General features: G+C 63.5%; 36 protein-coding genes and 2 tRNA genes. 6 read left to right on the top strand and 32 right to left on the bottom strand.

Features of this window, described 5'->3' with window-relative positions; all coding sequences use genetic code 11:
- Positions 1–6 precede the first annotated feature (6 nt).
- The 9 genes from I3K84_RS17305 to rpsO form a co-directional block, all read right to left on the bottom strand.
- Entirely contained in the window at positions 7–615 is a 609-nt protein-coding gene (locus tag I3K84_RS17305) for an NADH-quinone oxidoreductase subunit C (protein ID WP_011804400.1), read from the bottom strand.
- Between the two features lie 10 nt (positions 616–625).
- Entirely contained in the window at positions 626–1,105 is a 480-nt protein-coding gene (locus tag I3K84_RS17300) for an NADH-quinone oxidoreductase subunit B family protein (protein ID WP_011804399.1), read from the bottom strand.
- Between the two features lie 24 nt (positions 1,106–1,129).
- Positions 1,130–1,489: an NADH-quinone oxidoreductase subunit A gene (locus I3K84_RS17295; RefSeq protein ID WP_196995053.1), complete on the bottom strand. Its 360-nt coding sequence runs from the start codon at positions 1,487–1,489 to the stop codon at positions 1,130–1,132.
- A gap of 76 nt (positions 1,490–1,565) precedes the next feature.
- Positions 1,566–1,650: transfer RNA gene (locus I3K84_RS17290), tRNA-Leu, on the bottom strand.
- Between the two features lie 128 nt (positions 1,651–1,778).
- Entirely contained in the window at positions 1,779–2,159 is a 381-nt protein-coding gene (gene secG, locus I3K84_RS17285; RefSeq protein WP_015912609.1) for a preprotein translocase subunit SecG, read from the bottom strand.
- 38 nt (positions 2,160–2,197) lie between these two features.
- Positions 2,198–2,950: a triose-phosphate isomerase gene (gene tpiA / locus I3K84_RS17280; RefSeq protein WP_011804396.1), complete on the bottom strand. Its 753-nt coding sequence runs from the start codon at positions 2,948–2,950 to the stop codon at positions 2,198–2,200.
- Positions 2,947–3,951 (bottom strand): NAD(P)H-quinone oxidoreductase, encoded by a 1,005-nt coding sequence (locus tag I3K84_RS17275; protein WP_135148622.1) that lies wholly within the window; start codon positions 3,949–3,951, stop codon positions 2,947–2,949. The genes tpiA and I3K84_RS17275 overlap by 4 nt, the downstream gene beginning before the upstream one ends.
- 99 nt (positions 3,952–4,050) lie before the next feature.
- Positions 4,051–6,234, bottom strand: coding sequence for a polyribonucleotide nucleotidyltransferase (gene pnp, locus I3K84_RS17270; RefSeq protein WP_103737351.1), 2,184 nt, complete (start codon positions 6,232–6,234; stop codon positions 4,051–4,053).
- A 215-nt stretch (positions 6,235–6,449) separates the two neighbouring features.
- A complete protein-coding gene (gene rpsO, locus I3K84_RS17265) occupies positions 6,450–6,716 on the bottom strand; it encodes a 30S ribosomal protein S15 (RefSeq protein WP_011804393.1) in 267 nt (88 codons plus the stop codon).
- A gap of 249 nt (positions 6,717–6,965) precedes the next feature.
- Between rpsO and I3K84_RS17260 the strand changes: the two genes are divergently transcribed.
- From I3K84_RS17260 to greB, 3 genes are all read left to right on the top strand, one after another.
- Entirely contained in the window at positions 6,966–7,238 is a 273-nt protein-coding gene (locus I3K84_RS17260; protein WP_196995052.1) for a hypothetical protein, read from the top strand.
- A gap of 147 nt (positions 7,239–7,385) precedes the next feature.
- Positions 7,386–7,462: transfer RNA gene (locus I3K84_RS17255), tRNA-Arg, on the top strand.
- Positions 7,463–7,540: 78 nt separating this feature from the next.
- Positions 7,541–8,101 (top strand): transcription elongation factor GreB, encoded by a 561-nt coding sequence (gene greB, locus I3K84_RS17250; RefSeq protein WP_047350017.1) that lies wholly within the window; start codon positions 7,541–7,543, stop codon positions 8,099–8,101.
- 13 nt (positions 8,102–8,114) lie between these two features.
- Here greB and I3K84_RS17245 read toward each other — a convergent pair whose 3' ends face one another.
- From I3K84_RS17245 to I3K84_RS17215, 7 genes are all read right to left on the bottom strand, one after another.
- Entirely contained in the window at positions 8,115–10,379 is a 2,265-nt protein-coding gene (locus I3K84_RS17245; protein WP_196995051.1) for a bifunctional (p)ppGpp synthetase/guanosine-3',5'-bis(diphosphate) 3'-pyrophosphohydrolase, read from the bottom strand.
- Positions 10,380–10,480: 101 nt separating this feature from the next.
- Complete coding sequence (rpoZ, locus tag I3K84_RS17240) at positions 10,481–10,684, bottom strand: DNA-directed RNA polymerase subunit omega (protein WP_011804389.1); 204 nt, start codon at positions 10,682–10,684, stop codon at positions 10,481–10,483.
- A 15-nt stretch (positions 10,685–10,699) separates the two neighbouring features.
- The gene (gene gmk / locus I3K84_RS17235; RefSeq protein ID WP_011804388.1) at positions 10,700–11,320 is read right to left on the bottom strand and encodes a guanylate kinase; all 621 of its coding nucleotides are present in this window, start codon (positions 11,318–11,320) and stop codon (positions 10,700–10,702) included.
- A gap of 159 nt (positions 11,321–11,479) precedes the next feature.
- Positions 11,480–11,764, bottom strand: coding sequence for a DNA-binding transcriptional regulator (locus I3K84_RS17230; protein WP_011804387.1), 285 nt, complete (start codon positions 11,762–11,764; stop codon positions 11,480–11,482).
- Entirely contained in the window at positions 11,761–12,114 is a 354-nt protein-coding gene (locus tag I3K84_RS22340) for a type II toxin-antitoxin system RelE/ParE family toxin (protein ID WP_011804386.1), read from the bottom strand. Before I3K84_RS22340 ends, I3K84_RS17230 begins: the two co-directional genes overlap by 4 nt.
- A 30-nt stretch (positions 12,115–12,144) precedes the next feature.
- A complete protein-coding gene (locus tag I3K84_RS17220) occupies positions 12,145–12,450 on the bottom strand; it encodes a hypothetical protein (protein ID WP_011804385.1) in 306 nt (101 codons plus the stop codon).
- 14 nt (positions 12,451–12,464) lie between these two features.
- Positions 12,465–12,671: a hypothetical protein gene (locus I3K84_RS17215; RefSeq protein WP_011804384.1), complete on the bottom strand. Its 207-nt coding sequence runs from the start codon at positions 12,669–12,671 to the stop codon at positions 12,465–12,467.
- Between the two features lie 112 nt (positions 12,672–12,783).
- Here I3K84_RS17215 and I3K84_RS17210 point away from each other — a divergent pair, with 112 nt between their 5' ends.
- Genes I3K84_RS17210 through I3K84_RS17200 form a run of 3 tightly spaced genes read left to right on the top strand, consistent with a single transcriptional unit; the run spans position 12,784 to position 13,728 of the window.
- Positions 12,784–13,140 (top strand): hypothetical protein, encoded by a 357-nt coding sequence (locus I3K84_RS17210; RefSeq protein ID WP_011804383.1) that lies wholly within the window; start codon positions 12,784–12,786, stop codon positions 13,138–13,140.
- Positions 13,137–13,415 carry a hypothetical protein gene (locus I3K84_RS17205; RefSeq protein ID WP_011804382.1) on the top strand — a complete coding sequence of 93 codons (279 nt, stop codon included), beginning with the start codon at positions 13,137–13,139 and terminating at the stop codon, positions 13,413–13,415. The genes I3K84_RS17210 and I3K84_RS17205 overlap by 4 nt, the downstream gene beginning before the upstream one ends.
- A complete protein-coding gene (locus I3K84_RS17200; RefSeq protein WP_011804381.1) occupies positions 13,396–13,728 on the top strand; it encodes a hypothetical protein in 333 nt (110 codons plus the stop codon). Before I3K84_RS17205 ends, I3K84_RS17200 begins: the two co-directional genes overlap by 20 nt.
- Positions 13,729–14,439: 711 nt before the next feature.
- Here I3K84_RS17200 and I3K84_RS17195 read toward each other — a convergent pair.
- The 16 genes from I3K84_RS17195 to I3K84_RS17120 form a co-directional block, all read right to left on the bottom strand.
- A complete protein-coding gene (locus I3K84_RS17195) occupies positions 14,440–15,018 on the bottom strand; it encodes a hypothetical protein (protein WP_011804380.1) in 579 nt (192 codons plus the stop codon).
- Positions 15,002–15,223, bottom strand: coding sequence for a hypothetical protein (locus tag I3K84_RS17190; protein WP_041835913.1), 222 nt, complete (start codon positions 15,221–15,223; stop codon positions 15,002–15,004). The genes I3K84_RS17195 and I3K84_RS17190 overlap by 17 nt, the downstream gene beginning before the upstream one ends.
- Before the next feature lie 12 nt (positions 15,224–15,235).
- A complete protein-coding gene (locus I3K84_RS17185) occupies positions 15,236–16,153 on the bottom strand; it encodes a hypothetical protein (protein ID WP_011804379.1) in 918 nt (305 codons plus the stop codon).
- On the bottom strand, positions 16,150–16,998 hold the full coding sequence (locus I3K84_RS17180; protein ID WP_196995050.1) for a hypothetical protein: 849 nt from the start codon (positions 16,996–16,998) through the stop codon (positions 16,150–16,152). Before I3K84_RS17180 ends, I3K84_RS17185 begins: the two co-directional genes overlap by 4 nt.
- Positions 16,995–17,189 (bottom strand): hypothetical protein, encoded by a 195-nt coding sequence (locus I3K84_RS17175; protein WP_041835912.1) that lies wholly within the window; start codon positions 17,187–17,189, stop codon positions 16,995–16,997. The genes I3K84_RS17180 and I3K84_RS17175 overlap by 4 nt, the downstream gene beginning before the upstream one ends.
- Positions 17,190–17,309: 120 nt before the next feature.
- The gene (locus I3K84_RS17170; RefSeq protein ID WP_011804377.1) at positions 17,310–17,975 is read right to left on the bottom strand and encodes a hypothetical protein; all 666 of its coding nucleotides are present in this window, start codon (positions 17,973–17,975) and stop codon (positions 17,310–17,312) included.
- A gap of 76 nt (positions 17,976–18,051) precedes the next feature.
- Entirely contained in the window at positions 18,052–18,303 is a 252-nt protein-coding gene (locus I3K84_RS17165) for a hypothetical protein (RefSeq protein WP_011804376.1), read from the bottom strand.
- A 29-nt stretch (positions 18,304–18,332) separates the two neighbouring features.
- On the bottom strand, positions 18,333–18,635 hold the full coding sequence (locus I3K84_RS17160; protein ID WP_041835911.1) for a hypothetical protein: 303 nt from the start codon (positions 18,633–18,635) through the stop codon (positions 18,333–18,335).
- Positions 18,632–19,783 carry a hypothetical protein gene (locus tag I3K84_RS17155; RefSeq protein WP_011804374.1) on the bottom strand — a complete coding sequence of 384 codons (1,152 nt, stop codon included), beginning with the start codon at positions 19,781–19,783 and terminating at the stop codon, positions 18,632–18,634. Before I3K84_RS17155 ends, I3K84_RS17160 begins: the two co-directional genes overlap by 4 nt.
- Positions 19,780–20,463, bottom strand: a complete 684-nt coding sequence (locus I3K84_RS17150; protein ID WP_041835908.1) for a helix-turn-helix transcriptional regulator — start codon at positions 20,461–20,463, stop codon at positions 19,780–19,782. The genes I3K84_RS17155 and I3K84_RS17150 overlap by 4 nt, the downstream gene beginning before the upstream one ends.
- Before the next feature lie 100 nt (positions 20,464–20,563).
- Positions 20,564–21,976, bottom strand: coding sequence for a replicative DNA helicase (gene dnaB, locus I3K84_RS17145; protein ID WP_011804372.1), 1,413 nt, complete (start codon positions 21,974–21,976; stop codon positions 20,564–20,566).
- Entirely contained in the window at positions 21,973–22,863 is an 891-nt protein-coding gene (locus tag I3K84_RS17140) for a DUF1376 domain-containing protein (RefSeq protein ID WP_011804371.1), read from the bottom strand. The genes dnaB and I3K84_RS17140 overlap by 4 nt, the downstream gene beginning before the upstream one ends.
- A 6-nt stretch (positions 22,864–22,869) precedes the next feature.
- Positions 22,870–23,082 (bottom strand): hypothetical protein, encoded by a 213-nt coding sequence (locus tag I3K84_RS17135; protein ID WP_041835907.1) that lies wholly within the window; start codon positions 23,080–23,082, stop codon positions 22,870–22,872.
- Between the two features lie 11 nt (positions 23,083–23,093).
- Positions 23,094–23,330, bottom strand: coding sequence for an AlpA family transcriptional regulator (locus I3K84_RS17130; protein ID WP_011804370.1), 237 nt, complete (start codon positions 23,328–23,330; stop codon positions 23,094–23,096).
- 68 nt (positions 23,331–23,398) lie between these two features.
- On the bottom strand, positions 23,399–24,115 hold the full coding sequence (locus tag I3K84_RS17125) for a hypothetical protein (protein ID WP_011804369.1): 717 nt from the start codon (positions 24,113–24,115) through the stop codon (positions 23,399–23,401).
- Positions 24,112–25,389, bottom strand: coding sequence for a site-specific integrase (locus I3K84_RS17120; RefSeq protein WP_011804368.1), 1,278 nt, complete (start codon positions 25,387–25,389; stop codon positions 24,112–24,114). Before I3K84_RS17120 ends, I3K84_RS17125 begins: the two co-directional genes overlap by 4 nt.
- Between the last annotated feature and the right edge of the window lie 107 nt (positions 25,390–25,496).

The raw sequence follows: 25,496 nt of genomic DNA, 5'->3' as shown, positions 1-25,496 counted from the left end.
GCCGCCTCAGTGCAGGCCTCCGTACTTGTCTTCGCGGATGACGCGCGGCGTCACTTCGCGCGGCTCGATGGTCACGGGCTCATAGATCACGCGACGCTGGTCGGCGTCATAGCGCATCTCGACATGGCCGGACAAGGGGAAGTCCTTGCGGAACGGGTGGCCGATGAATCCGTAATCGGTCAGGATGCGGCGCAGATCGTTGTGCCCATCAAACACGATGCCGAACAGATCGAATGCCTCGCGCTCAAACCAGTTGGCCGAGTTCCAGATGTCGGTAACCGAGGCGACGATGGGGAAGTCGTCGTCGGAGCAGAACACCTTCACGCGCAACCGCTGGTTGAGGGAAACGGAGAGCAAATGGGAAACCACGGCGTAGCGCGGTCCTTCCGAGCCCGTGGCGCCATAGGCAGAATAGTCGACGCCGCACAGATCAATCAATTGCTCGAACTTGCAATCGGGCGCATCGCGCAGGATTTGCATGGCTTCGAGATAGCGCGCAGCGGACACCACCACGGTCACCTCATCCAGCGCCACCGAGATCTGGCGCACGCGGTCACCCAGAGCGGAGGCAACCACGTCCCGCAGGCTCTCGGGGTGAATGGCAATAGCAGTCATCTTCGTCCCTTCAGGCGCGCGCAATGGTGTGGGTGCGGCGGATCTTCTGCTGCAGCTGGATGATCCCGTAGATCAGCGCCTCGGCCGTCGGAGGACAACCCGGAACGTACACATCCACAGGGACGATGCGATCACAGCCACGCACCACCGAATAGCTGTAGTGGTAGTAGCCCCCGCCGTTGGCACAAGAGCCCATGGAGATGACCCAGCGCGGCTCGGCCATTTGGTCGTACACCTTGCGCAGAGCGGGCGCCATCTTGTTGCACAGCGTGCCGGCCACGATCATCAGGTCCGACTGTCGCGGGCTCGCCCGGAACACTTCCGCGCCAAAACGCCCCAGGTCATAACGTGCGGCGGCAGCATGCATCATCTCGACAGCGCAGCAGGCCAGTCCGAAGGTCATGGGCCAAAGGGATCCGGTCTTGGCCCAGTTCACCACGGAGTCATAACTCGTGGTGATGAAGCCTTCCTTCATCACACCTTCAATCATTGCGTCATTCCTTTGAGCGGCGGCTCATTCCCAGTTGAGGGCGCCTTTTTTCCATTCGTAGGCAAAGCCCACCACGAGGATGGCCAGGAAAACCAGCACAGCGACAAAGCCCGTCACCCCCACCTCTTGCAGAGTCACCGCCCAAGGGAAGAGGAAGGCAATTTCCAGGTCGAACAGGATGAAGAGGATGGCCACCAGGTAGTAGCGCACGTCGAACTTCATACGCGCGTCTTCAAATGCCTCGAAGCCGCACTCATAGGGGGAGTTTTTCGCCGGATCCGGGCGATTGGGGCCAAGCACATAGCCCAGAAGAAGCGGCACCACACCGACACCGATGCCGACCAGAATGAACAATAGGACAGGGAGGTATTGATCGAGGCTCATCTGGCAGATGTGCTCACCGCTGAAAAACCGCCTCGCATGCCCCGCAACGCGGATCAGGGAGGCGGCTTCTTGTGATTGGTGCCGTCGGCGAGACTCGAACTCGCACAGCTTTCGCCACTACCCCCTCAAGATAGCGTGTCTACCAATTTCACCACGACGGCTGCTGTATGCATCTGGATGGCATGAGGACCGGAAATAACGGTTTTGGCTTTCCAGACAATTCGGGATTCTACCCCGGAAAAACCCTGTCACAAACGGATGAGGCGTTTTTTTGCGACGCCTCAAACGTTCACTTGGTCGGGATCTGAGCGGCGCCCGAGGCAGGCTCCACCGCCGGCGCTGGAGCTGCCGCAGAGGCATCGACCGCAGGCGCCGTCGAGGCGGGGACAGCTGCTGCGGGCGTCTCCAGAACACTGCCAGTGCTCACCGGACGCTGGTTGCCAAAGTATGCCAATGCCAGGGTTGCCACGAAGAACACCGTCGCCAGGACCGCCGTAGTGCGCGAAAGGAAGTTGGCGCTGCCGCTGGCCCCAAACAAGCTGCCGGAACTGCCACTACCGAAGGCTGCCCCCATGTCCGCACCCTTACCGTGCTGGATCAGGATCAACCCAATCATCCCGAGGGCGGTCAGCATCTGCACCGCCAGAATCACGTTCACAACCAGTCCCATAATCCCATCACTCCTAATTTAATAGCTAGCAGCGCTTGTCAGCTATGCGCTGCAGCGATAATTTTCAAGAAATCCGCGGCCTTGAGCGACGCACCGCCCACCAGGCCCCCATCGATATCCGGCTGCGCCAGCAGTTCGGCTGCGTTGGCAGCATTCAAGCTGCCGCCATACAGGATGAGCACGCGATCCGCGCTTTCGGTCGCGGCGGCGAGCTGAGCGCGCAGCACCGCATGCACCTGCTGCGCCTGCTCTGGTGTTGCCGTGCGGCCAGTGCCGATGGCCCAGACAGGCTCGTAGGCCACCACGATCTCGCTCACGCAGTGCCCCACGGCATGGATCACAGCCGCCAGTTGGCGCTTGACGACGGTCTCGGTCTGGCCCGCCTCGCGCTCCGCCAGGGTTTCCCCCACGCATACGATCGGCGTGACGCCGCCCGAGAGCGCCCGCTGGGCCTTGGCCGCGACCACGGCATCGGTTTCGCCATGGTATTGGCGACGCTCGGAGTGCCCCACAAGCGCGTAGCGTGCATCAAAGTCGCGCAACATTCCCACGGAGACCTCGCCGGTGAACGCGCCCCTTTCATGCTGCGACACATCCTGGGCGGCCAGAGCGATTTCGCTGCCCGCGACCAAGGCCTGCACCTGCGCCAGGTAGGGCGCCGGCACGGCCACCGCCACGCCGCAACCGGGCGCGCCCAAGCCATCACGCAACGCCTGCAGCAGCGCCGCATTCGCCTGCAGGCTGCCGTTCATCTTCCAGTTGCCGGCAATGAGTTTCTTTTTCTGTGTCATGTCGTCCATGTCAAAACAATCTTGCCCACGTGCTGGTTGGATTCCATCAGCGCATGCGCCTGCGCGGCCTGCGCGGCCGGGAAGGTGGTGTGGATGACCGGCTTCACCGCGCCCGACGCCAGCAGCGGCCAGACATGCTCACGCAATGCCTGCGCAATGGCGCCCTTGAACGCCACGGGACGCGGCCTCAGCGTGGAGCCCGTGATGGTCAGCCGCCTGCGCAGCACCAGCCCCGCATTGAACTGCGCATCCAGCCCGCCCTGCACCGCGATGATGACCACGCGGCCGTCCTCGGCCAGGCACTCGACCTCGCGCGCCACGTAGGAGCCGGCCACCATGTCCAGCACTACGTCCACGCCGCGCCCATCGGTAAGGCGCCGCGCCTCGGCCACGAAGTCCTGTGTCTTGTAGTTGATCGCGTGGTGCGCACCCAGCGCCAGGCAGGCTGCGCACTTTTCGTCCGAACCCGCCGTGACGATGACCGTGGCGCCGCGTGCACGCGCCAACTGAATAGCCGTAACGCCAATGCCGCTACTGCCGCCCTGCACCAGCAGGACCTCTCCCGCCTGCAGGCGGCCGCGGTCGAACACATTGCTCCAGACGGTAAAGAAGGTTTCCGGCAGCGAGGCCGCCTCCACGTCGCTCAAGCCCTGCGGCACCGGCAGGCATTGCGCAACAGGCGCGACGCACCACTGCGCATAACCGCCGCCCGCAACCAAAGCGCACACCCGGTCGCCCACGCGAAGGCCCGCCTGCGCCATGGCGGCGGCATCGCCGGACTCGACAACGCCCGCCACTTCCAGCCCGGGCAGATCGGAGACGCCCGCGGGCGGCGCGTAGTTGCCCTTGCGCTGCAGCACGTCGGGGCGGTTCACCCCGCTGGCCGCCACGCGGATCAACAACTCGCCGTCTCCCGGCTGCGGCACCGGGCGCTCGGCGAGACGCAGCCCCTCAGGCGGGCCAAACGCCGCAATCTCTACGGCCTGCATCACGTCATTCATGGCAGTTTTGAATCATTTGAGCCGCTAGCACCCGTCCACCGGGCGTTAGCAGCTCTCATTTCAATAGCAAACAGGCGTTCCCGAAGGAACACCCCCGGCTTACTGCTGCTGTTGCTCGGAAGCACCGCCATCACGGCGCTCACGACGCTCGCCCCGCTCCGCAGGGGCGGGACGGCCGCTGTCGCCAGCGGGGCGGTCAGCCAGCGCCTTCATGGACAGCTTGACGCGGCCCTTGTCGTCGGTCTCCAGCACCTTGACCTTCACGATCTGACCTTCCTGCAGGTAGTCGCCCACCTTTTCCACACGCTCGTGGGCGATCTGGCTGATGTGCAGCAGGCCGTCCTTGCCGGGCAGCAGGTTGATCAACGCGCCGAAGTCCAGGATCTTGGTGATCGGGCCTTCGTAGACCTTGCCCACTTCAACCTCGGCCGTGATCTCTTCGATGCGGCGCTTGGCTTCATCAGCCTTGGCAGCCTCGGTGGCTGCGATGGTGATGGTGCCGTCTTCCTCGATATTGATCTGGCACCCGGTCTCGTCCGTCAGGGCACGGATCGTGGCGCCGCCCTTGCCGATCACGTCGCGGATCTTCTCGGGGTTGATCTTCATCGTGTAGAGCTTGGGCGCGAAGGACGAGATCTCGGTCTTGGCTTCACCCATGGCTTCCTGCATCTTGCCCAGGATGTGCATACGTGCTTCCTTGGCCTGCGCCAGGGCGACCTGCATGATTTCCTTGGTGATGCCCTGGATCTTGATGTCCATCTGCAGGGCGGTGATGCCGTTGGTCGTACCGGCCACCTTGAAGTCCATGTCGCCCAGGTGGTCCTCATCGCCCAGGATGTCGGTCAGCACGGCGAAGCGGTTGTCTTCCTTGATCAGGCCCATGGCGATGCCGGCCACGTGCGCTTTCATGGGCACGCCGGCATCCATCAGCGACAGGCAGCCGCCGCAGACCGATGCCATGGACGAGGAGCCGTTGGATTCGGTGATCTCCGACACCACGCGGATGGTGTAGGGGAACTCGTCCTTGCTCGGCAGGCAAGCCACCAGGGCGCGCTTGGCCAGGCGGCCGTGGCCGATTTCGCGGCGCTTGGTCGAGCCCATGCGGCCCACTTCACCCGTGGCGAAGGGAGGCATGTTGTAGTGGAAGATGAAACGGTCTTCGAACTCGCCGGCCAGTGCGTCGATGCGCTGCGCATCGCGCTCGGTGCCCAGCGTGGACACCACCAGCGCCTGGGTCTCGCCACGCGTGAACAGGGCGGAGCCGTGGGTGCGCGGCAGCACGGAGTTGCGGATCTCGATGGGGCGCACGGTGCGCGTGTCGCGGCCGTCGATGCGGGGCTCGCCGGCCAGGATCTGGCTGCGCACGATCTTGGCTTCGATGTCGAACAGCAGGGCCTCGACCTTCACGGCGTCGAACTCCACGCCCTCGCCCTTCAGCGATTCCAGCACCGAGGCCGATGCCTCGCGCAAGGCCTGGGTGCGGGCCTGCTTGCTGCGGATCTGGTAAGCCGCGCGCAGCTTGTCCTCTGCCAGGGCCGTGACCTTGGCGATGAAAGTCTCGTCCTTGGCAGGCGGCTGCCAGTCCCACACGGGCTTGCCAGCGTCGCGCACCAGCTCATGGATGGCGTTGATCGCCACCTTGCCCTGCTCGTGGCCGAACACCACGGCGCCCAGCATGATCTCTTCGGACAACTGCTGCGCTTCGGACTCCACCATCAGCACAGCGGCCTCGGTGCCCGCCACCACCAGGTCCAGCTGCGAGCTCTTGCGCGCGGTCTGCCCGGGGTTCAGCACGTATTCGCCATTGACGTAGCCCACGCGTGCGGCGCCGATGGGGCCATTGAACGGAATACCGGAAACGGACAGCGCTGCGCTCACCGCGATCATGGCGGCGATGTCAGCGTCCACTTCGGGGTTCAGCGAGATGGTGTGGATGACCACATGCACCTCGTTGTAGAAGCCCTCGGGGAACAGCGGGCGGATCGGGCGATCGATCAGGCGGCTGGTCAGCGTCTCCAACTCGCTGGGCTTGGCCTCGCGCTTGAAGAAGCTGCCGGGGATCTTGCCGGCGGCGTAGGTCTTCTCGATGTAGTCCACCGTCAGCGGGAAGAAGTCCTGGCCAGGCTTGGCCTGCTTGGACCCCACCACGGTAGCGAGCACCACGGTGTCGTCAATGTTCACCAGCACGGCGCCTGAGGCCTGGCGGGCGATCTCACCCGTTTCCATGACAACGGTCTTGTCACCCCACTGGAACGACTTGGTGACCTTGTTAAAAATGCTCATAATGACTCCTTGCTCTCAAAATAATAGCTGGCAACGCTGTACCAGCAAGGCTTGGAGCGCAATTCAGAACACGATGCCATTCCAGCGGCCCTGCCCTGCCCATCGGAAGGCAAGGCCCCTGGAATGACACAGCTTCGCTCTGCAGTTGCGTCTCCGAAGTAAAAAACGCCTGAGCTAGACAGAGCTAACCCAGGCGTCTCGGCATGCCGGCGCGCTTACTTGCGCAGGCCCAGCTTGGCGATCAGTGCCGTATAACGGTCGGCGTCCTTGGCCTTGAGGTAGTCCAGCAGCTTGCGACGACGGCTCACCATGCGCAGCAGACCACGGCGGCCATGATGGTCCTTGGCATGCTGCTTGAAGTGAGGAGTCAGCTCGTTGATGCGGGCGGTGAGCAGTGCCACCTGGACTTCCGGGCTACCCGTATCGTTGGCGGAACGGGCATTGGCCTTGACGACTTCGGCCTTGACGGATGATGCGATCATGTTTTTTCCTTGATAGAAGAGCCCAAGCAGGCAGCCGCATTGCTGCACCAACTGCCTATGGCTCTGGTTGTACTTGCGCCGCGACTGGAAGGGTCGACAGCGTGCGTCTTGCACCATGCAAAACCTTGAGATTATACCGCTGCGCTTTTCCCCACTTCTTCGCCGCCGCCCAACCCCTGTGCAGCAGGCTTTCGGGCATGATGCAAACCGTACTGCAAAACGTTGCAACGCCCTTTCTGAAAGACCACTATGCGCTTCATGGATACGTTTGTCCGCCGGTCTCTTTCCCTGCCAGTGGGTGTCGGCGTGACCGCGCTCTTGTTGTACTTTGCGTCACTTCACAGCCATGCCGCAGCCACACCCGAGAAGGCAGCCAGCGCTTCAAAGAGGTCCAAAGCCATCCGGATCAAGCACACGCAGAACCATTCCGGCGAAAGCCAGGCAGAGCGCGACCGGCGCCTCTACCGGGAGTGCAAGGGCATGCCCAACGCAGGCGCCTGCCTGGGCTACACACGCAAGTGAGCAACATCGAGCGATTTCGCAAAACCGGGCGAAAACTCCGCTACAATCACGCCATCGTCACAATGCGCTGATCGACTGAGTTAGTTAATTAACCAGTGACGATTTTTTGAAATAGCTTGAAAACTTCGTGCTATAATTCAAAGCTTAGCGGCTGTAGCTCAGCTGGATAGAGTACTTGGCTACGAACCAAGGGGTCGTGGGTTCGATTCCTGCCAGCCGCACCAAACGGTAAGCCCTGGAACTGCAAGGTTCCAGGGCTTTTTCGTTTTTGGCATTTGCTCCCTTTCAGGCACGATAAGCATATGAGCAAGGCATTCACCAAAGAAACCGATACCGACGACGAACCGTCCCTCCCCCCGCAGGCGCCGGTGGGGCCCGGCAAGAACTACATCACACCCCAGGGATATGCGCGCCTTCGCCGCGAGTTGCTGGACCTTATCGATGATGAGCGCCCCAAGGTGGTGGAAATTGTCCATTGGGCTGCCAGCAACGGAGACCGTTCGGAGAACGGCGACTACCTGTACGGCAAGAAAAGGCTGCGCGAGATCGACAGGCGCATCCGTTTCCTGACGAAACGGCTGGAAATCGCGGATGTCGTGGACCCATCGGTACACGCGGGCAGTGACCAAGTCTTCTTCGGCGCCACGGTCACCTACGCCGAGGAGGACGGCATGGAGCGCACGGTGACGATTCTGGGCATTGACGAAGCCGACAACAGCCTGCAGCAGATCAGCTGGATTTCTCCCGTGGCACGCGCGCTGCTCAAAGCCCGGGAGGGAGACGAAGTGACCCTGCAGACTCCCGCCGGCCTACGTACCCTGGAAATCCTGCGCGTCGAATACCCCGTCGCGGCGCCTCGGTGACGAACCCAGGCCCTCAAGCGGGCTGGGGAAGCACGCGGAACGCTCGCAATACGGAATGCGTGCGGCGCAGATTGCGCAACACGGCCTCTACATGGTGTTGATCACGCACAGCTGCCACAAAACGCAGATCAGTGGTGTCCATCGCATCGTCCATGTCCACACGGACGATATCTGCCTCTGAGTTGGCAAATTCGGATGCGATGCGAGCCAGTACCCCCTTGCCATTGGTCACGGTCACGGTGATACCGGTCTCGAATTGGCGGGTAGGCTCATCGGACCAGTCGACGGCAATGAAGCGCTCGCCATCTTTGTGCTGCAGTTTCTTGGCTACACCGCATTGCGCGTGATGGACCACCAGGCCCTCGCCGCGGCCCAGGTATCCCACGATGGGGTCACCCGGCACCGGGCGGCAACACGCTGCATATTGAACAGATGCATTCTCGCTGCCGTCGAGGGTGATGCTCCCTTGCGAGACTGTTTCATGGGAGCTATAGCGCTCGCGGGTCAGCAGCAATGCATCAGGCCGCTGGCCGTCTTCCGATAGCAACACGACCAGGCGCTTGGCCACGATGCCGGCAATGCGCTTGCCCAGTCCCACATCGGTCATGAGTTCCGCGCGGCTGCGATTGCCCGTAAAGCGCAGCAGTTTTTCCCAAATGGGCACTTGGGTCTGCACGTCAGGCAGTTGTTCGATGCCCTCGGCGCGCAGCGCCTGGGTCAGCAGTTTCTCGCCCAGGCCCGCCGACTCGTTCTGCGCCAGCGTCTTGAGATAGTGGCGAATCTTGGAACGCGCGCGCCCAGTGCGCACAAACCCCAGCCAAGCGGGGTTGGGCCGGGCACCCTGTGTGGTAACGATTTCCACCACATCCCCGTTCTTGAGTTCGGTGCGCAGGGGCACCTGCTCGTTGTTGATGCGCGCCGCCGTGGTGCGGTCGCCCACGTCGCTGTGGATCGCATAGGCAAAGTCCACCGCAGTGGCTCCGCGGGGCAAGGCCATGATCTGGCTCTTGGGCGTGAAGACATAGACGGCATCTGGGAACAGGTCCACCTTGACGTGGTCCCAGAATTCGGCCGCGTCGCGCGTTTCATTCTGGATGTCGAGCAAGGACTGCAGCCATTTGGTGCCCAGGCGTTCTGCCACCGCGCCATCCGCATCTTTCGCCTTGTAGAGCCAGTGCGCCGCCACACCCGCTTCCGCCACGATGTGCATTTCCTCGGTGCGAACCTGAAACTCGATGTTCAGGCCAGCAGGTCCCACCAGCGTCGTATGCAGCGACTGATAGCCATTGAGCTTGCCAATGGCGATATGGTCCTTGAACTTGCCGGGCACCGGTTTGTACATCTGGTGCAACACACCCAAGGCGGTATAGCAGTCCGTCACCGAATGCACGATGACACGGAAGCCATAGAGATCCGTCACCTGCGCAAAGCTCAGGTGCTTGGTGATCATCTTCTGGTAGATCGCAAAGAGTGTCTTCTCACGCCCCGCCAGCCGCACGTGCATGCCCAGCCGCGCAAATGCGGCATCCACTTCCGTCTGCACCTTCTGCACGATGTCGCGGCGTCGGTTGCGCGACTTCGTGACCGCTTTGGACAGCGTGGCATAGCGCCATGGATGCAGGTGGCGAAAGGCGAGGTCCTGCAGTTCGCGGTAGGTCTGGTTCAGCCCTAACCGATGCGCGATGGGCGCATAGATCTCCAGCGTCTCCGACGAAATGCGACCCCACTTGCTGCGCGGCATGTCGGAGAGCGTGCGCATATTGTGCGTGCGGTCCGCCAGCTTGATGAGGATGACGCGCACGTCGCGTGCCATGGCCAGCAGCATCTTGCGAAACGACTCGGCCTGGTTCTCCTCACGGGTATTGAACTGCAGCTTATCGAGCTTGGTGAGACCATCCACCAGTTCCGCAACAGGCGCACCAAACCGGTCGATGAGATCGGACTTGGTGATGCCGCAATCTTCCATGGCGTCGTGCAGCAAGGCTGCCATGAGGGCCTGGACATCCAGCTTCCAGCTCGCGCACAGCGCCGCCACGGCAATCGGGTGCGTGATGTAGGGCTCGCCACTGCTGCGCAACTGCCCCAAGTGCGCTTCATCGGCGTAACGGTACGCCTGGCGCACCTGCTCGACGCTGGCTTCGTCAAGGTAGTCGAGTTTTTCCAGCAGCGCAGCAAAGCTCGCCGCCGCGGCGTTGGCGGCCGCAGCAGAAGAACTGTCAACCGCCACAGGGGCGGCCTGCGGATTGTCAACAGCTGCCTTGTTCAACACGACGTTCATGGCTTAAATGTAGCGCGCCCCGCCCGAGCGGCAAGCGCAGGCAAAAAAAAGCACCGCCACGCGGTGCTCTTTTACCGGGATCACCGGAGGCCGACGATCGCTCAGCCCGGAACCTTCTTGAGCATTTCCAGGCCGACCTTGCCGGCGGCGATTTCGCGCAGTGCCGTCACGGCTGGCTTGTTGCGGCTCTCGATCTTGGGGGCGTGGCCCTGGCTGAGCATGCGGGCACGGTAGGTGGCGGCGAGCACCAGTTGAAAACGGTTGGGAATCTGCTCGAGGCAGTCTTCCACGGTAATGCGGGCCATGGTGTTCTCCAGGGATCAGGGAATATTGAGCGACTCGAAGGTTTCGGCCCGGGCGCGGCGCTGGGCTGCGTACTTGAGACGCTGGGCATGAACGATGGTTTTCAGGTCGAAAAGCGCTCGCTCAAAGACCTCATTGATTATAACGAAGTCGAATTTGCTGGCCTGCGCCATTTCCTCTGCCGCGTTCTCCAGGCGCAGGTCGATCACGTCGGGCGCATCTTCGCCCCGGCGTTCCAGCCGGGCGCGCAACTCGTCCCAGCTGGGCGGCAGCACAAAGACCAGCACGGCGTTCGCGAAGGCCTGCTTGATCTGCAGCGCGCCCTGAAAGTCGATTTCCAAGACCACGTCCGCCCCCTGGGCCACGCGCTCCTCGATCACCTTGCGGGAGGTTCCATAACGGCGTCCATGGACGTTCGCCCACTCGACGAAGCCGTTAGCCGCCACCATCGCGTCGAACTCCTGCTCGGAAGCGAAGAAGTACTCGCGGCCGTGCTTTTCCTGCCCGCGCGGCGCGCGGGTCGTGTGCGACACGGAGGGCTGCACATGTGAGTCCAGCTCCAGCAGGGCCTTGACCAAGCTGGATTTACCCGCCCCGCTGGGGGCAGAGACTACAAACAAATTTCCGGGATAGTCCATATGGAGTGTGCGTGAGCCGCTATCAAAACAGGATTATCACTCGATGTTGCACTTGAATCTTTAGTACGTCGCTGGAACCCGCATGGAACAAGGCTCTGAGCCAATGCGATCTTTCAGCGGGTACAGCAGCGGGTACAAGATTTTTCGAGGTGCCCGGTGTCAGGCCAGAGCCTCGATGACGGCTTGCGGGTTGCGCTCGATCACGTTGAGCAGCACCAGCGCCGGGCCGTGCGGGGTACGGTCGCCACGCTCCCAGTGCCGCAACGTCGCGGTAGAGAACCCGAAGCGGGCCGCGAACTGTTCCTGGGTCATGCCCACCTTGGCGCGCACGGCCTTCACGTCGATGGCGCGCGGGCGATGCACGCGCACGCCCCTCTCGTCGCCCCTGGCGTGGGCGATGGCCTCTTGCAGGCCCTGCTTGATGCTCTCGAATGCGGTGCTCATGATGTCTTTCCTCTCCAGATTCCGACCAGCACATCAACCAGGTCGGCCAGGTCGTTGCGCTCGGCCTTGGTCAGGTTGGCCTTGTCGCCCTTGGCAAACAGCGTCAGCAGGTACAGCGGCATGAGGTCGTCGTGGTAGTAGTAGATGACACGCACACCGCCGCTCTTGCCTTGTCCGCCACGGCGCCAGCGCAGCTTGCGCACGCCACCCGTGCCTTCCATGATGTCCCCGGCCTTGGGGTGTTCGGCCAAGTAGTCGATCAGGTCTTGGCGCTCTTCCGCGCTCAGTAGCTTGTCGGCCAGTCGGGTATAGGTGGGCAGCTCGGCGATGCCGTGCAGGGCTTCATTCATGGCCTATTCTAATCCAATGGATTACCTTATTCAAGGCGAACCATACCCGGCAATCAGCACGTTGAGGCTCTGGAGCACGGCGGCCACCGCTGCCGCCCTGGCCGCCCAGGAGTTGAGCCTCGATTGCGCGTTCAGGGTAGCGATGAGGTCGAAACGCTCGCCATCGGGCGTCATGCCGACGGAATCCCGACCGCCCATGAAGCCCTGATACGCGCTTTCCATCGGGCCGTCATAGTCCGAACGCACCACTCGAACAGAGGCCAGCCACCAGAGGATAGCCGCCGCAAAGGCGAAGACGGCCGACATGATGTTGAGTGCGAAGGACAGGTATTTCATGCCAGCGCCCCCGCTCAGTCTTGAGTCTTCAGCACGGCGCGGTCGATCTCGAACCCCTCGCGCACCACCTGGCCGCAGCAAGGACACACGTTCTTGTCCTGCCGGCGGCCCATCGCCCGATACACCGTGCTGGGAGAAATCCCCATCTTCTGAGCGGCCGCATAGGGGGTCGTGCCCTTCTCGATCAACTCCAGGGCACCTTGTGTCTTCGATTTCGTCATTGGTTTCGCCATCACTGTTCGTAGGCTGAAGTATGGCAGTTCTAGGAAGTGCTTGACAACAATATATGCCAGTTCCTACCATAGACATACATCAACCACAAAGGAGCCTGACATGGCGCGAAGCAAGAGCATTTCAGAAGGCGCTCAGGCGCTGGAACAAGCAGGGTCGGCGAGCCAAGCCGTCACCCATGCCGAACAGGGCGTTCAGGCGTTCTTCGGCCGCTCCCCGGAGAACATCGTCCAGCCGCTGCACCGTTCCGTCGAGGCGTTCAACTGGCTGGGGGCGTTGTTCCAGTGCATCGAGGAAGCAAACAACAGCGGCGACCGTGCCCAAAGCACCGCGCTTATCCAATCCCTGTCGTCGCTCGGGGCCTACGTCGCTGCCGACTACCAGGTGAGCATCATCGGCGAGCCGGCCGACGAGTTGCAGGCGTGCATCCTGGCGGCCAGGGAAGGAGGTGCGGCGTGAGCGTGACGCAATCCACTCCCGACGCCCCGGCGGTCACGATGTTGGAAGCACGCCTCGCCTTTGAGTGCCTGCTTGAGCAAGAGAGGGACGTGTTCGCGCTTCTGTCGGCAATCCGTGACCGTGACAACGGCAGCGACCTGACCACCACGCGCCTACTCGAAATGGCGTGGCTGCGCGCGGGAGAGAACGAGCACCAGAAGACCGCCGGCGAATACTTCGGCGTGGACATCTATGCGAAATACGAAAGGAAAGAGCATGACGACGACGGGCAATGATGCGCTCGCACTGTTGCCAGCCAAGGATCAGCCTTCGGCGCTGGTTGAAGACGAAGATGCACGTTGCCGGGCAATCCGGAATGCCGGTGCGACAGTCTGGGATGCCGACGAAGTGACGGTAGCCGTGGTCGAAGCCGCATTGCTGCCCGATGGGTCGGAGCCTCCGCCGTGGCTGGACGACATGGGAATGAAGCTCATCGGGTTGCTCAAAGAGCGTGCCCAAAAATATATCCAGGCCCAGCGCAAGGCGCGTGCGCGTGCCAAAAAGGCCAAAGACTGGAGGGGCCTCAAGGTCGTGAATGGAGGGGGGTAGGCTGTTATGAGGTAGGCACCTGCCCCACCCAGAAATTCCACATGCCCGGCCGCGCGCCGGGTTTGTCATTTCTGGGGAATGGGGCGCCTCGGTCTGGGTAGCCTTCTCCCAGGTTCGCTCTCCGCTAGCGATCACCTTGCGGCGCTGGGCAACGGGTCACTGCGTGCTGTCCCACCCTCCGGCGGTTCTCCCGAGGCGTAGAGGCATCGTAGCATCCGTAGGCCAGCGTCACGTCCGCCGCCGGCAGGCCGGGCAGCAGCAGCGCCGCGCACGAACCGGCCCCGGCTGTCGCGGCCCATCGGCTGCGCCGGCGCGCGCGTGACGGCTTGGCGCGTGGCACGCAGCTCGGCCACGGCGCGGTATTGGCGCCCTGGCGCGGGGCGGGCGCCATCGGCTGGGCCAGAAAAGCAGCGGCCAGATGGATGCCACCTGATCGGGGGTGCCCTGCGCCTGGAGCGAACGTCCAGGGTTGCTCTCCGCCGTGGCAGCGCCTAGAGCGCCGGGGGCGGGTCACGGCTTCGCGCACTGAGCCGGGCACGGAGCAAGCCGCCCACGGCCGTGCAGTTCCGAGGAACCACGTTCCCCAGCCCCCTTCCGGCTGGGTCACAAGGCACGGGGCTATCGTAGCAGGCGGGGCGGGAGCTGATCTACTCGGTATCGGCCGCCGCGTCGATCATGACGCCTGACTGCTCCCGGTGGCCGCTGTCACCCCTAGCTTTGGTCATCGCACTCATCTTTCAGCTCACGCTCACGCATCACGGCCGCCTGCCGCTCCCGCGACTGCCGCATCCGGTCATCGAACAGGCGCGCCAGTGCGGCGCCGTCCGGCCCGTTTACCGTCACGTCGGCCTGGTGCTCGATGCGGTCGCGCCACTTGTCGGGCTGGCGGTTCTTCAGCCAGATGAAGGCCGCCCCCGTGTCCGGTGGGTAGTGCTTGGTGAGCGGCGTCACCGTGATTTCGCCTTGGTAGTTGCTGACATGCACGTCCGGGTGCGAGTAGCCGACGGCGCGCTGGTACAAAGCGGCGGCCACTTTCGCATCGGCATCGGCCTTTCCCTCTTTTATGGACTCGCAAAAATCCTTGTGAGCCTTCTTCCAGCGGTGAAAGGTCGCCTCGGACACGCCGAAGAACGCGGCCATTTCGGCATCGGTCTGGCCCAGCAGCGCCAGCCTACGGGCCTGCTCGGCGTAGGTGGCCCGGTAGAGAGTCGGGCGGCCGCGCGCCGGTGCCGGTGTGGCCTGGGCCTTGCCGGACTTGCGAGGGCGGGGCGGCTTATTCGGGGCGCTCATGACGTTCTTGCCGGACGATGTCGATCTTGGCGGCGAACTCGGCCAAGTGATCCAAGATGGCCCCGACTTCGCTTTGCTGAACGAGCGGCAGCGTCTCAGAAATGTGCAAGCCGCCACGCAGATGCGCGCGCCCAATGGTTTCCAGCATGTAGAGAACGCGGGTCATGGTGTCCGGCTTGCCCGGTTGCTGATTGCTGGTCGGCATGGCTCCTCCTGGTCAGGGCATCATGAAGGTGTCGAGCTGCGAAAAGGCCATCGCCAACTCCTGCAAGCCGTCTTCGCGGCGGGAAAGGCTCACGTCGAGGCTGATCGGGCGGAACAGGCCGATGCTCTGGTACCCGCCCCGGTTGCTTTCGGGCGTGATGAACGAATGCACCAGCTTGATTCTGATGGCGTAATTGGCAGGCACACCGACAGTGCCATCTTTGGCCGCCACGGCTGCCGCATGATGCTCAAACCACATCTTCAGGGAACCGGCCTGGTCATCCAGCGTCGTCATGCGCAGCTCGATTGGCTCCGCCCCCTGCACGGCATCAACCACGGCGCCGCCCACTCGCCGCTTGTCGCCGGCGATGATGAACGGCGAATACTCGACCTCGGTGGCGAACAGGTTGAAGCGGTCAGGCATATTCATGCTGCCGTTGTTCAGTGCGCTTGTCACCTCCAGCAGCCAGAGGTTTTTCTTGGCGAGGCGCTCACCGCGCACCTGGTCGTAGATACGCTTGGCCTCGCGTGCGCTGATGCCGCCCAGCAGCGGCGTGGCCGCGCCCCAGTACGCCACCTGCGAGGCGACGCCGCCGCCGAAGCCGGGCAGCAGCTCGTTGAGCAGGCCGGAATCCAGCACGCGCAGGCCCGCCGAGTTCCAATCTCCGTTCATGAGGTCGCCCACGGCGCCCGCGCCCACGTTGATCGCACGCTGCGCCTGGATGGGGATGTACTTGTTCACCAAGCCCAGGCCCGCGTTCTCGGCTGCGCTCTTGCCCATGCTCACCACGGTCTGGGCGAGCTTGCCACCGCCCAGCATCTGCGTGGCCGAGTCCGACACGCCGCCCAAGGCCGCGTTCAGGCCGGAGCGAATGGAGCCGAGCAACCCTTGACTGGAGAGGCTTTCCGCCACGTTGTTGTACAGGCTCACGTCCGGAACCCCTCAAAGCCAGACAACGAATCCCCAGCGTTCACCCAGTCTTTGCGGTCGATGCCCGTGAGCGAGCACAAGGTCAGGGGGACGGTCAGCTCAATGAACCGCCCCTTGGCATCCACGGGGGAACTGAGGGGCACGCCGATAGCCTCAATCACCATCGGCGAGAAGATGCGGTTTTTGTACATCATGGCGATCTTCACGGGCGACGTGGACGGCAGTAAGGCATCCACCCATTCCCGACTGCCCTTGGCGGCTTCTGCGGCACGGGAAAGGATGGTGCTGTTCTCGTCCAAATGCACGGGCAGCGCCCATTGCATCAACTGGTTGACGGGCGCTTCGACCTCGCTGGCCGAATCGCGCCAGGCCCGGAACAGCGCCGTCACCGTGATCTTGACGGGCGGCATTCCGTTGAAAACCTGCGTGCTGTTCAGCTTCGTGATGCCGGTGCGCCCCTCGAACTGCTTGAGCGTACCCGCCCCGGCTTCAAACTTGCCGGAGGTCTGCTTGTCGCTCTTGAACGGATTTAGCGCGTCGATGACGGGCTGGAGCGTGCCCGATTGCAGCATGGCGAAGATCGTCGGTGCCCGCGTTTCCGGCCCGGCGTTCTCGAACGGGCTTTGCCAGTTGAGCAGCATTTCCAAATTCGCATCGCTCAAGGGTGCGCGCACGATGGGGCTGCCATCAACCTGGCTCCAGTAGCCATCCTTGGAAGAACCATCCCGCTTGACTTCCCAGAAGCTGGCAATCAGATGCGGAGAAAGGCCATTCCAGAGCGATGTCAATGCATTGGTGTCGGCGCTGGCCGTGACGGTGATGGGTGCGAGGGTGGTCACCATCATTCCACCTTCGGCACGGTCGAATACGCCAGCAGCGTTTCGGCGGCCTTCACTCGCTCGGCGGTCGGGGCGCTGGCATCACGCGCCACCTCGGCCAGGGTTTCCACGGCAATGCGGGCGTGTCGGGCGGCACTGGCTCGAATGCCTACGATGCTGGGGGCGCGTTTCACAGGAGTGTTGGAAGTCGATTGCATCGCTATCTCCAAAAAAAGGGCGGCCGGGCCTCAATGAGCGTTCCGCGTTGGGACGCGGGGGCTATTTCCGAGACTGGAATCGGTGTTGCATTGACCCCTCTGCGCCCGGCCATTGATCGGTCAGCGGCGGGCAGGCGCCGCCAGTAGCGCGGCGACTTCTTCCGCCAACTGAGCAAGCCGCGATTTCTGCTCGATGTGGCGCATCTCCGCCACCCGCATGGGTTCCGGCTCGATACCGGGCGGCAGGTCGGATTCGTCGCCGGTGCGGATGAACCGCTCCAGCGCGGCAATCTCCGCTTTCAGCGCATTCTCTTCAGCCTCGAACTGCTCGCGGTCAGGCATGGGGGCCACGCGCTCGATGATGGCCTGATCTTCGACACCCAGCAGCTTCAGTTCCCGGCGCTTTTCCCGCGCAGTGCCTTCATACGCAGCGACGATGCGCGGAATGCTACCCAGCCGCTCAATGGCCGCGAACATGCGCTTCGTCGCCGCTCGCGTCAGCGGCTCCAGCCTGGCGCGCTCGGCGTCCTGCACGGAACGGGCATCTTCGCCCAGGCGGCCCAGGTCGCGCAGCAAGGCCGTGGTTTCCAGGCCCAGCTTCTGAAGGGCCTGCATCGGCGCATCGTTGGGGAAGCGGTGCGCCGCCGCAGCGTACAGAGCTTCCAGTGCGACAGAATCCGCCGCGCGCCGAATGTCGGCCTTCAGCTTCCGAGCGATGCGCACGGCGTCGGGGTCATTGCGAAAGGCCATCAGGTCTTCCAGGTTGGGCAAGGGCGGGCAGGTCATGGGTTTCTCCAAAGTCGATACGGCATTGTCTGCACGGCATAACCGGGATAAATGCACGTTTTTCCGGCTTTGGTGCCTAGATTGCGGTCAGTTCTTTCACGGTTGCATCGAAGGCCCGGAGCGTCTGGTGAAGGTGCTCCGCCACACGCGCGGCGGTCGGTTTCTGGCCGGCCTCGACCAACTGGCGAGCGGCCAAGTGGATGAACTTCTCCGGCGTGGCGACGGCGGCCGCTTCGGCCAGGGTGTTGACGCACGCCAAGGCGATACCGTGAACGATGCCGTCCGTTTCCAGGGCGTAGGTGGATTCTCTCGGGGTGTTGTTGGGCATGGTCTGGTTCCTTTCGGTTGGTGATGGGTTCAGGGGGCGAGGTCGTTGCCATATTCCCGCGCGATGCGGTCGAGGTGGCGGTCTTTCAGATTGACGCCGCGAGCCTTGCATGCGGCCATCAGCAAGGCGTCACGCTGGCCCAGCAGCTCAAGCTCGACGGCGCCGACAAGTGGTTTGCCATCCTCATCGCGCAGCCGGTCTTCCCCCTGCGCGGCAAAGATCGCAGCATGAACGAAGGTTGCCGCAGGGCGATAAGCGCCGATTTCCCGCGCCAGGGCCTCGCACCTGGCGGCAAGGCGGTTGATCTTGATGTCTTGGACAATCGCTTTCATGCCGCCCCTCCTTGGCCGGCCTGGGCCAGAATGTCCCGAATCGCCGAAACCTGATCCGGCGAAAGGTTGAATTGCTTGCCCAGCGTCTCGGCGGCCGTCTTGGCGGCCCGGCGCGATGCCGCCGCGACCTTCTTGGGCGGCTTGGTGGCGGCCACCTTCGCTGCGCGGGCGAGCGCGGCTTTCTCCTGAGCCTTTCGAGCTTCGGCGCCGCGCTGCTCGCTGGTCTTGATAGCGCGCGGCCGCTTGGCCTGCTTGGCTGCCAACGCATCAGCCTCGGCCTGCGTGGCTTGGTGCCGCACCTTGTTGTCGGCGCTGGCAAGCGCCTTTGCCATGACGCGCTCAAGAAAACCGAGCACGGCCGCAGATTGCACGATTTCCATCATCACGCGCAGGACGTGCTTGCAGGCCACCCCCTGCAATCCGGGGTTGCGAATCTTCGGATAGCCATGCTCATCGCGCCCGGCGTTGTACCCGCCGATGGTCGCCAGGTAGCGCAGGAAAAATTGCGTCCTTCCGCAATCGCAATCGAAGGCAAGGTAGCCCTCGCGCATCCTGGTGGCCGCCTGTTTCGGGGTGAGGGCTTTCGGCGTCTTCTTCCCCTCCGTGGTCGTGGGCGTCACCATCATTTGGCGCGCCATCTCGCCATATGCACGGAACCGCACAAGGACGTGATGCCGCGTTGCGTCGGAGTCCGGGCTGGCATCGGTCAGGAAGCGGACATCAAGGCTATCTCGCTCTCGTGCCGACACCATGCTGCTGACGGGAACGGCCATGCGGATTTCCTTGCGGGCGCGGCCCAGGTCACCTTCGTCGCCGGGGTTCCGGGGGTTTTTGAGCGGGTTGCTGGCCGCCAGGTCGATCACCTGCTGGGCGGTAATGCCTGCGGCAGTGATGCGCGATTGCACCGTCTGCATGTTGCGGCGGAACGTGCCGAGGTCGGCGGCCGTGATGTCGCGGCGCACGCCCCCAAGGGTCGTTTTCAACGCGCGATAGGCGTCGTACTGTCCCTGCACATCCTGCTTGGAAAGGATGATGCTGTTGGCGGCCTTTTCTGCCGCCTTCCGCTGGGCCGCGTCCTGCTTGGCGAGCTTCGCGGCTTCGCCGATGTGCCCCCGAACGTTGCCGAGCGGGCGATTCTTCGTGTTCATCGGGCAGCCTCGCTTGCACCGCCGGCCACCCCCAGGTGAAGCCGCTTCAGCGCCGTGTCTGCATCGCGGGCGCCAGCCTGCAACCGTTCGAGCCGGCCGGCAAGGGTGGCGGACGCCGGCGTTTCATCGAACCCCGGATTGCGCGCGCGGTAGGTGCTCAAGCCCTCGGCGACCTCGCGCACGCCGGCGACCAGCGCCGCCGTATGCCGGCTGACGGCCAGAACCTCGCGGTGCAGGTGATCGAGGGCTGCCATGTCGCGCTCGCGCAGCTTCTGCCAGACGTTGAGCAACCATTCCTGCGTGCCGCGCGGCGCGCCGACTTCCCAGTCATCGGTGACGCCGAACAGGAAGTCGATGCTGACCTCGTACACCTTGGCCGCGCGCAGGATGAGCCACAGGGGCACGCTGTTGGTGTCCGTCGCTCCCTCGACCTTGGAGAGCTTGGACGAGTTCGAGTAGCCCAGGCGCTGCGCGGCCACGCTCTGGGAGAGGTTGCACAGCTCGCGGGCCTGGCGCAGCCTGTCTCCGATCACGCGCACCAATTCCAGTTGCTCCACCTTCGGGCTGCTGGCGAACAGAACGGGCGCCGGCAGCGGGCCGTCTTCAGCCATGAGCACGTTTTCCAGCCAGTCGCTGTGCGTGGCGTTCGGCATCTCGGTTTCGGTCGTGGCATCGGCCATCGGTTCGTCCTTGCTTTGTGGTTGGGGGGCGGGCTGAAGTCGCCAGCAGGCCACCGGGATTTGGGAGAGCGCCCGCAGCAGGGGCAACAGGGGCGGAAGGTCAGTCACCAAATCCCCTCCGGGTTTCGCGTGCAGGTGCTTCGCCCTTGGCCTTGGCGGCAGCGAAGTCGCGCACGTCGGCATCGAGAAAGCGGGAGTGCCAGCCCTGGAAGATCAGCGGCACGTCGCCCGTCGGCCCCATGCGCTGCTTGCGCACCAGGATTTCGGCGAACCCCTGCAACGGGCCGTCCGGGCGGTAGTAGCCATCGCGGTAGGCCATCATCACCACGTCGGCATCCTGTTCAATGGCACCGGATTCGCGCAGGTCGGACAAGATGGGCCGCTTGTCCGGGCGGGCCTCCACGGCGCGGGAGAGCTGAGACAGCAGGATGATCGGGCAAGCCAGCTCCCGCGCCAGCAGCTTCAGCGCGCGCGTGATGCCGCCCAGTTCGTCGTTGCGGTTGGCGCCGTCGCCACGCATCAGTTGCAGGTAGTCGATCACGATGAGGTCGAGCGCCCCCAGGCGCTGGCTCTGTTTGCGCGCGGCAAGCCGGATACGTGCCACGCTGGCAAGTGCCGGATCATCGGCAATGACTAGACGCTGATTGCGCAGGCGATCCAGGGCGGCCGACAAGCGCGTAAAGCCGTCCTGGCTGATGCGCCCGGAGCGCAGGGCCTGCGTGTCGATGGCGCCGAAGCGCGCGACGCTGCGCTCGGCAAGCTGGGCTGCGGACATTTCCAGCGACACAACGAAGGCCGCGCCCCCGGCCAAGGCCACGTTCTCGGCGATGTTCACTGCCAGCGTGGTCTTGCCCATGCCTGGCCTGCCCGCCACGATGATGAGGTCGCCGGCTTGCAGGCCGCAGGTGAGTTCGTCCAGCAAGCGGAAGCCGGTGGCCAGGCCGGACACGGCGCCGCCGTCGTTCATGCGCTGGTCTATGGCGTCCAGCACGCCGGGCAGCAGCTCGCCGATGGTCTGGGGTTCTCGGCCAGCATGGCGGGTGTCGGCCAAGGCCATGACCATGCCCGTGACCTGCTCCACCAAGCCCGCGGTGTCATTGGCGCGCGAGGGTTCGGCAGCCAGCGCGGCAATGTCCTGGCCCAGCGCCATCACGTCACGGCGCACACGGCAGCCGCGCACGATTTCCGCGTAGCGGCGGATGTTGGCCGCCGAAGGCGTGTTCTGCGCCATCGCATTGAGGTAGGCCAGGCCGCCCACCTGCTCGGCTTCGCCGGCTGCGCGCAGGGCCTCGTACACCGTCACCACGTCGGCGGGCTGCCCTCGGTCGAGCATGGCCGCGATGCAGGAAAAGATGCGGCGGTGGTCGGCGCGGTAGAAATCGCCCTCGGTGAGCTGCCCGTCCAGGCGCTCCCAGGCGCCATTGTCCAGCAGCAGGCCGCCCAGGACGGATTGCTCGGACTCGATGCTGTGCGGCGGCAGGCGCAGGCCGCTCATGTCGTCGTAGGCGTTCATGCGACGCTCCGGTTCTCGTACTGGCCTTCCAGCACCTTGGCGAAGTTTTCGGCCTTGACCAGCCATGCGAGGTTGCAGCCGCTCCACTTCCCATCACGGCCCATCAGGAAGTCGGACTCGGCCACGTAGCCGAAGAAGCGGTCGAAGAAGTCCAGCCCGCTGGCCGTGTCGGTGGCGTAGCGCCCGCCGTTGGGCTTCTTGGCGGTGAGCACCCAGCGCCAACGCGCCTTCAGGCTGCTGACCCGCTGGCCGTCCCACACACGGGGTTGGGGCAGCCCAGGCAGGTGCTTGGCGTACAAGGCCAGGATTTCCTGGTGCGGGCACGCAGGGGCGTCAGGCTCGGCCTGATGCCCTCCCATTCCGTCAGGAATGGGTTTCTTTTTAATGGTGGTAGTGGTGGTGGTAGTGTCGTCACTCCCACCGGATTCCCGCGTCGCTTCCGTGTCGTTCCCTTGTCCGTCCCCGGACTGTCCCGCATGTGTCCCACGGGACAACTCGACATCACGGGCTTCCCGCTGCTTCTGGCGGTAGGCGGCCTTGCGCTGGGTTTCACGGGTCTTGCGGCCGATCATGTCCAGCACCAGCTCGGTCAGCACAGGGTGGTACAGGCGCCCGTCGTTAGCTTGCGACCAGCCACGCAGCAAAATCGGTTTGGCCGTCAGGAACTCGTCCAGCGACAGGCCCAGGCGAGCCGCGATGATGGCGTCTTCACCGGGCAGGGAACCGCAAGGCGTTTGCTGCCAGGCAATGAACCAGAGCATCAGCAGCAGGGGGCGCTGGCGCGCGTCGGCAAGCGCCCAGGTATCGGATTGGGCGATGCGTTCGCAATCCAGCTCGAACCGGAAGCCGCCGGCTCTGGTGGTGGAGGGATAGGGAGGCTGCTGCATGGCGCGCTATTCCTCAGCGTTCAGGACGTGCTTCATTGCCTCGGCCCAGGCGTGAACCAGCGGAGCGAGCTGCCGGCGGGGCGGCGGAGGACTCACAGAGCCGGGGCGCGTCAGGTCGCGCAACGCGCGTGCGTAAGTCATCGCCGTGGTAAACGCCTGCTGGCGTTCGCCGGCGAGCTTGGCGCGGGCGTACGATGCGGGAGTGCGGTTGGTGGACATGGCAGCCCCGGTTACAGGGTTGCCAAGTGCGCGCGCAGCTCGCCCACGTTGAAAACGGTACGGCGAGGGGAAATGCGCTTGGGCTTGGGGAGATTCCCGTCGCGGGCCATGCGCCACGCAGTGGTGACGGACACGCCGCAAAGCGCGGCGGCAATATCGAACCCGACGTTGGCCGAGTCGGGCAGTTGGTCAAAATTCCTCAGCGCATCAGGGATGCGTTTTTCTTTTCCATCGCTCGCTTTCGCCATGTCATGCACCCTCTTGGTGATTTATGAAACATGGCAAAGGCTATAGAGCCGAAATCCCGTTGTACTTGCTACTGGCGTCTGCTTTTCTTCTCGGGTTGCAAGACTGCATAGAAGGCGTCGTAATCTATTGCGCCCTCAGTGCCGGCCGCAATGTCAGCCAAGTCGATCAGCGCCTTGCTGGGAGTTCGTTTCTCCCCGAACCGAAATTCCATACCATCGAGTGTTGCCACGAGTGCGCGCAGGTACTCCCGCCCGGACTCCCTCGCGGACAGGACTGCGTTGGCAGCAGGGTTGTGTCGCATGCCCGCCAAATCGAAACGTTCGCATCTTTCGGTCAATGATGAGAGCGCGTTGCGCAGTGCAGGGCTATCGGGCCAAGCGTCTAGGTTTTGACCTGGGCCGGCGCCAGTAGGGGCAACGATGCTGCGAAACTCATCCAAGAGCCGTCCCAGCTTCTCCGTTGCACTCTTGATCTGAGTAATCTTGGCAGCGGCGAGGGCCTTCCGGGTCTTTTGCCCGTCATTGCGTACCCATAGCCAATCGTGGTTTGAAGTCCACAAGGCATCGAAGACGCGAGGCAACCAATCTGCCCCAATCTCGGCTTCGAGGTCGCGCCAGCTCTGCCCGGTAACGTCCCTGTCCATCAAGCGCTTCATCGTTTCCAGGTCGCCTGTGCCGAATTCCCATGCTGTTGACATGCCCACACTGATGCCTTGCTTGACTACGCGGCGCGATGTGCCGGCGATCAACTGCTGGTAGTGGGCGATCAGGGCTGCGGGAATCATGCCGCAGCCTTTCGCAAGGGAAGCACGTTAGGCTGCACGTTGCCCATTTCGATCTGCTGAAGCAGGGAAGCCCATGCGTTCAGTGCCGCCTTGCGTTCGTCAAAGTAGGCGTGCCGGTCATAGATGCCTTTCACGCCCCTCTGCTTGTGGTTGAGGCATCGCTCGGCAATATGCGGCTCTACGCCAAGCGCCGACAGGTGCGTGCGGGCCGTGCGCCGCAGGTCATGGATGACGAAGTGCGGCACGTCAGGCAGCAAGGGGCGGATGTGCTTGGAGAAGGCCGCGTTCAATGTGTTGGGGTCGCGGTGCGGCGTCATCCGGGTTTGCATTTTCACGGCAGGGAATACCCAGGCGCTACCGGCGGCCAGCCGTTGCAGCTCGCGCAGGATTTCCAAGGCATAGGGAGACAAGGGGATGTCGGTGGCTGCGCCGGTTTTCGTGCGCCCGGCGGGCAGGTGCCATACCCCGGTGTCCAAGTCGAACTCGGCCCAAGGGGCGGCGAGCAATTCTTCCTTGCGAACAGCCAGCAGCAGAAGCAGACGTATGGCGCAGTGGTTCTCGATGGTGAACCGGCCAGCGGCTTCCCTCATTGCCTCGAACAGCCGGCACAGTTCATCCCGGCTCAGCCAACGGTCGCGGCTTTCTTCCTTGCCGCCGGCGTCGTTGATATCGAAGGGAAGAGCCGGATTGCGCTGGAGCTGTTTGGGCCGTTGCTTGATCGCGTAGTTGAACATCCGCTTCAGCCAGCGCAGCACGTCGCTGGCGACGGTCGGCGCGCCGCGCTTGATGATGGACTTCAGCACGTCATCAATGTCCGTGGTCGTCACGTCCTCGATCTTCATTTTGCCGATGCGCGGCTTGATGTCGTTCTCGATGCGCGAGCGGACGATGTTGGGGTGCTTCCAGTGTCCCATGATCTTGTCGCGGAAATAGGCGTCGGCCATGTCGGCCACCGTCCAGGCGCTGCGGTCGGCCTCTATCCGCTCGGCGGTTTCGCGGATACGGTCTTGCTTTTCACTGGCAACGTCGTACCCCAGGGCTACGCGGGCAGAGAGTTCCTTGGCGGTGCGGCGTGCCTCGGCCAGGGACAGCACGCCGTAGGTGCCCAGGCTCATCACGCGGGGCTTGCGGTCGAACTGGTAGCGGAACCTCCACTCTGGCGTCGGCACGCTGGGGCGCCAGCGCAGGTACAGGCCGTCGCCGTCGGCACGCCCCTCGAATCGTTCTCCGGCCTTGATCCAGGCCCGTATTTGCACGTCTGACAGTTTGCCCATGTCGGCCCTCAATTCCTTGTACCCGTACTTTTCCGAAGTTTCCTTTACGGGTACAACAGGGGGTACGAGAAAATCGCTTGATGTTGTGGTGTCTTATGGTAGCTCAT

It is taken from the genome of Diaphorobacter sp. JS3051 (assembly GCF_015832135.1).
In the GTDB taxonomy this organism is placed as follows: domain Bacteria; phylum Pseudomonadota; class Gammaproteobacteria; order Burkholderiales; family Burkholderiaceae_C; genus Diaphorobacter; species Diaphorobacter nitroreducens.
The sequence above is the reverse complement of the archived record's forward strand: the minus strand, read 5'-3'. Positions and strand labels throughout refer to the sequence as shown.